The organism is Thermomonas haemolytica, from assembly GCF_004346265.1.
Lineage (GTDB): Bacteria > Pseudomonadota > Gammaproteobacteria > Xanthomonadales > Xanthomonadaceae > Thermomonas > Thermomonas haemolytica.
This window is the reverse complement of the sequence record NZ_SMAP01000017.1, coordinates 1-5,305: the sequence shown is the minus strand read 5'-3', so window position 1 is coordinate 5,305 and position 5,305 is coordinate 1. Positions and strand designations below refer to the sequence as shown.

Genomic DNA, 5,305 nt, shown 5'->3' with positions numbered 1-5,305 from the left:
GTGCCATGGTCGTCTCCTGGTGCGTGGCGCACGCTCGTAGGGTAGGAACCACGAACGTACCGCCATCGCCAGGAGGCGGCGATATGAGTTTTCAGATACATATGGAATCCGGCCAATCCCTGGCAACTCCTGAGGATTGAGGCTGATGATGGGCGTCATCTGGACTTCACTTATCTGAGCGGCACAAGTGCGCGCGTCAGTAAGATCACGGATGGCAGTCGCACTTGGGTCTACTCGTATACTTCCGATCTTGGCTGGACTGACAGTCCTGACACATTGACTTTACCTGATGGCTCTGTCTGGGTATACCGGCTGGCTCGGCTCAGTCTGGCAAGTCCAGGTCTGTCCACTTCGTGCGATAGCGCTAGCACTCCGAATCGGTCTGTCTACACGGGAAGCATTACTGCTCCATCTGGAGCGACCCTGACCATAGCAATGCAGCAGGTATTGTTTGGTAGATCGGGCGTTTATCGCGAATGTATTAAATTGCTTGATAATCAAGAATATCCGGTGGAGCCTTATCTGTTTGGCGGCTTTGCGGTTATATCGAGAACTATCACTGGTCCGGGGTTGCTGGCGGCTGGTCAAGTCTGGAATTACAGTTATGGGCCACCCAATAACTGTTGGATAATTCCGCAAGGTACAGTTGGCGGAGGTGTCGCATGCAGTAGTGATTCGCCATCGACGCGAACGGTTGCTGTCACGGATCCCGACGGTCATGTGACGCGGCACACTTTTGGCAACCGCTACAAAGTCAACGAAGGGTTGCTGCTAAAGACAGAATATGGCTGGAATGGCGCTGCAGCTGAGCGCACAGTGACAATTGACTACGCTGATCCCGAAGCGGCACCTTATGCCCCATCAAACGGGCGGAGCCTTCGCCACATGGGCGATTACGACATTACCGGGTTTTTGCGTCCACAGCGCCAAGTGACGGTGGTGCAGCAAGGTCAAACATTCACTTGGCAAGTGGCTGCCGACTGCAGTGGGATGCCGTACTGCTTTGACACACTGGCCCGGCCGACCAAAATCGTCAAGTCGAGTACGCCATGAAGAAGACTGGTATTGCTTTTTCTGCGTGTTTACTAGTCACGGGCGGGCTGTGCAGTGGCACTGCTGCGGCGCAAACCTACCGCCGCACGGAACTCATTTCCTACCACGACAACACCAGCAAATGGGTTCTCGGCCAAACCGCCAGCGTGACCTGCATTGCTTCGGTGCCGGCCAGTGCCAGTTGCGACGGCGATGATGTGATGTCGCAGACGGCCTACGATCCCGCGACGGCGTTGCCGGTGGCCACGTATGCGTTCGGTAAGCTGCAATCGGCGATGACGTACAACGCGGACGGCACGTTGGCCACATGGCGCGATGGCCGTGGCAATGTCACGACGTTCGGCGGCTGGAAGCGGGGTATCCCGCAGTCGATCCAGTATGCCGACGGAACCTCCCAGTCGGCAGTCGTGGATGACAATGGCTGGATTGTGTCGGTCACCAATGAGGCGGGAAGCAAGACCTGCTATGGCTATGACCCGATGGGGCGAGTGTCGTCGATCACCTATCCCTCGGAAGCGGTGGCGGGGGTCTGCGATACGACGGCGTGGGCGCCGACCAGCCGCAGCTTCGTGCAGGTGAATGCCGACGAATACGGGATTGCGGCCGGTCACTGGCGCCTGACCGAGGCCACGGGCAATGCGGTCAAGGCGACGTATTACGATGCGCTGTGGCGGCCGCTACTGGTGCGTGAGTACGATGCTGCCGATGTGCAGGGGACGCAGCGGTTTACCCGTATGGCTTACGATGTGGACGGGCATGTGGTGTTCCAGTCCTACCCATCCACATCTAGCACCCCGACGACCGGCACATGGACGGAATACGACGCCCTGGGGCGGGTGACATCGGTGGCGCAGGACAGCGAGCAGGGGCTGTTGGTGACCACCACGGAGTATTTGCAGGGGTTCCAGACCCGGGTCACCAATCCGCGGGGGTTCCAGACGGTCACCAGCTATCAGGCCTATGACCAGCCGACGACGGACTGGCCGGTGGCGATCAGCGCACCGGAGGGGCAGCTGACGACGATCACCCGCGATCCGTACGGCAAGCCGCTGGCGATAGCCCGCGGGTCCACGGTCCGGACATATGGTTATGACAGCCAGCAGCAGCTATGCCGCAGCGAGGAACCGGAGACGGGGACGACACTGTATACGTACGATGCGGCGGGCAATCTGACGTCCACGGCGGCGGGGCTTCCGGCGGGCACGGCCTGCGGCACGCCGACCACGCGCACGGTGAACCGCAGCTACGATGCACGCAACCGGCTGGTTGGGTTGCAGTTTCCTGACGGCAATGGCGACCAGACCTGGACCTACACGCCCGACGGTTTGCCGGCGGTGGTGACCACGGCCAATGCCGGGTCCAGCGTCACCAACACCTACAGCTACAACCGGCGGCGTCTGCTGACGGCGGAGACGATGACGCCGGACACGCTGCTGCCCGCGCGCACGCTGGGGTACGGGTATGACCGGCAGGGGCAGGTGGTGGTGGAGACCTACCCGGACGCGGCGACGGTGCGCTATACCCGCAACGCGCTGGGCCAGGTGACGGCGATCACCACCCAGCTGGACGGAGGGGCGGAGCAGCCGACGGTGAGCGCGGCGCGGTACTATCCCAACGGGGCGCTGGCGCAGTTCACCTATGGCAACGGGATCGTGCACACGATGACGCAAAATGCCCGCCAACTGCCGGCGCGCAGCACGGACGGGGCGGTGCTGGACCTGGGGCTGGCGTATGACGCCGCCGGCAACGTGGTGGCGATCACCGACGGCACGCCGGGCGGTCGGCAGACGCGCAGTCTTGGGTATGACGGGCTGGACCGGCTGGTGACGGCCACCTCGCCGATGTTCGGGGCGGCGGCCTATGCGTATGACGCGCAGGACAACCTGATGCGGGTGCAGGTGACCGGCGGCCGCCAGCCGCGGGATCACTACTACTGCTACAACGCGCGCAACCAGCTGGAGTTCGTGCGCAGCGGTCCGGACTGCAACGGCAGCCCGGCGGTGATGGCGCTGGGGTACGACGCGCAGGGCAATCTGGCGTTCAAGAACGGCAGCACGTACGGGTTCGATTACGGTAATCGTCTGCGTAGCGCCGCTGGCCAGGGGTACCGCTACGACGCCCAGGGCCGGCGGGTGCGCAGCGACGTGGGCGGGGCGCAGCGCAGGTACAGCTTCTACGCGCAGGACGGGCGCTTGCTGTGGCAGCGCGATGAGGTGGCGGGCACGCGCAGCGTCAACGTGTACCTCGCAGGCAGCCTGGTGGCGGAGTACCGCCGCCCGCTGTCCGGTGCCAATGCGAGCGTGGGCTTTTTGCACACCGACCCGCTGGGCAGCCCGATTGCCAAGACCGATGCCACCGGTGCGGTGGTCGAGACCAGCGAGTACGAGCCCTACGGCCTGCTGCTGAATCGCGCCAACGACGACCGCCCCGGCTACACCGGGCATGTGATGGACAGCGCGACCGGGCTGACGTACATGCAGCAGCGCTATTACGATCCCGCCATCGGAAGGTTCCTCTCCGTTGATCCGGTTACGGCAGATACGGTCAGTGGTTGGAACTTCAACCGCTACAACTACGCCGCAAATAACCCTTACAAGTTCACTGATCCGGATGGGCGTAGTGTTCTGACCAAACTGATCAAGTTGGCGATCAAGGGTGGAGATATTGCTGCCACTGTTGGAGGAATCGTCGATGACGTAAACACGCTGCGAAGCTCTACTGCATCCACTGGGGAAAAGGTGCTCGCAGGTGCCTCGCTGGTAAGTGAGGTCGTATCGCCTGTCAGTATTGGCGACGCAAAAGATGTCGCGAAAGGTGTTCGATCAGTTGCGCAGCGTTATAGCCGGAAGAGCTATCGCTACAACTCGAATAATCCGGCGGCTAAAGCTGCTAGACAGGCTGCGGAAGGCAAGCCTTGTCCGAAATGCGGAGAGACGATGGTTTCAGGCACTAAAACCGCTCCACAAGCTCAACACGAACCGCCCCTCTCCGAGGTTCACTATGACCATGGTGGGGCAGATATGTCATCTGCTGAGAAGAAGGCCTACTCAAATAGTCCGGAATCTTTGAACGGTGCGAACTGCGCACAATGTCAGTCGCGTGAAGGTGCTCAGCAAAGACAGTATGTCCAAGAGCAAGAGCGGAAGCGCGATCAATGAATCGCCATAGCGAACCATGCGAGGCTGTTCAGCCGTCAACCCTTGCTCTTGATCTGGCCGATCACCTAGCTCACTCCGGGGATGTTCATTTCTACAGATGGACAAAAGGGAGGTCGGCGGAAACGATGCCATGGCTTCAGATTATCGAAGCGCCAATGGACAACAAATTTCATTACCTAACTGCAGGTGCATCCAAGATTTTAGATGGCCCTGGTTACGGCATGGAGTTTTGCTATATCGCGAACGAAAAATCCTGCGACAATATTGAACTACTGGCGATGGTTTCGTATATGCATTCAATGCAATCACATCGCCTTGATGTTGGGCATACAATGAACATTGGCAGGCCTATTGCGAACGGCTCACATTTGGATCGCCTCTTGGTCTCATTGCCATATCCATACGGAAGCGATTTTGAGTTTGTTCACCTGTCGGACGGTAGTCATGTTCGAGTGTTGTGGCTACTTCCAATTTCAAAAAGCGAAGAACACTTTAGGCACGAGCACGGCTTGGAACAGCTCGAAGAGCTGTTCGACACGAATGAGATTGACTTCTCCGATCCCTTGCGCAATTTGGTAGTGACGTAGCGAAAAAGGTGTCAGGGAAAACGCAAAAAACCAGTAACGGTTCCAGCTTCACTTTCTGATCGCCCATAGCGCACAAGGCCCGCAACGCAAGTTGCGAGAAAACAGGGGTCAGAGTCGACTTTCCTGATCTTCCATAACGCAAAAAACGGTTCCAGGTTCACTTCCCCGACCGCCCATAACGCACAAGGCCCGCAACGCAAGTTGCGGGCCTTGTTGTTTGTGGCGTTGTGGTGCGCGGCTACTGATGCGCGGCGAGCACGGCATCCAGCACCTTCACGATGGCCCGCTGTTCGGCGGCGGGTAGCGCCTGGATGCGTTCAAGCTGCTGCGCGATCTTCGGTTGCGGCCCGCGCTTGCCGGCGCTGCGCTTGGCTTGCGTGCCGAGCAAGTCTTCCACGCTGGCGTCAAATAACGGGGTCACCATTTCGCCGCTCGTGTCAACAGGCACGAAAAAGATTCTCCCGCTCCCGGGCTGAAGGTATCGCCTTGACCTGTCCACCGGCTTCC

Annotated in this window: 4 protein-coding genes; 3 read left to right on the top strand and 1 reads right to left on the bottom strand. The window is 59.7% G+C overall.

From position 1 onward, the window contains the following. Positions 1-435 precede the first annotated feature (435 nt). Genes EDC34_RS12105 through EDC34_RS12095 form a run of 3 tightly spaced genes read left to right on the top strand, consistent with a single transcriptional unit; the run spans position 436 to position 4,798 of the window. Positions 436-1,053: a hypothetical protein gene (locus EDC34_RS12105; RefSeq protein ID WP_132982905.1), complete on the top strand. Its 618-nt coding sequence runs from the start codon at positions 436-438 to the stop codon at positions 1,051-1,053. Then, the gene (locus EDC34_RS12100; RefSeq protein WP_114961132.1) at positions 1,050-4,211 is read left to right on the top strand and encodes an RHS repeat domain-containing protein; all 3,162 of its coding nucleotides are present in this window, start codon (positions 1,050-1,052) and stop codon (positions 4,209-4,211) included. The genes EDC34_RS12105 and EDC34_RS12100 overlap by 4 nt, the downstream gene beginning before the upstream one ends. Beyond that, positions 4,208-4,798 carry a suppressor of fused domain protein gene (locus EDC34_RS12095; protein ID WP_114961131.1) on the top strand — a complete coding sequence of 197 codons (591 nt, stop codon included), beginning with the start codon at positions 4,208-4,210 and terminating at the stop codon, positions 4,796-4,798. Before EDC34_RS12100 ends, EDC34_RS12095 begins: the two co-directional genes overlap by 4 nt. Before the next feature lie 238 nt (positions 4,799-5,036). Here EDC34_RS12095 and EDC34_RS12090 read toward each other — a convergent pair. Beyond that, positions 5,037-5,305, bottom strand: a 269-nt coding sequence (locus EDC34_RS12090) for a hypothetical protein (RefSeq protein ID WP_207899943.1), incomplete at its 5' end; no start/stop codon positions are given.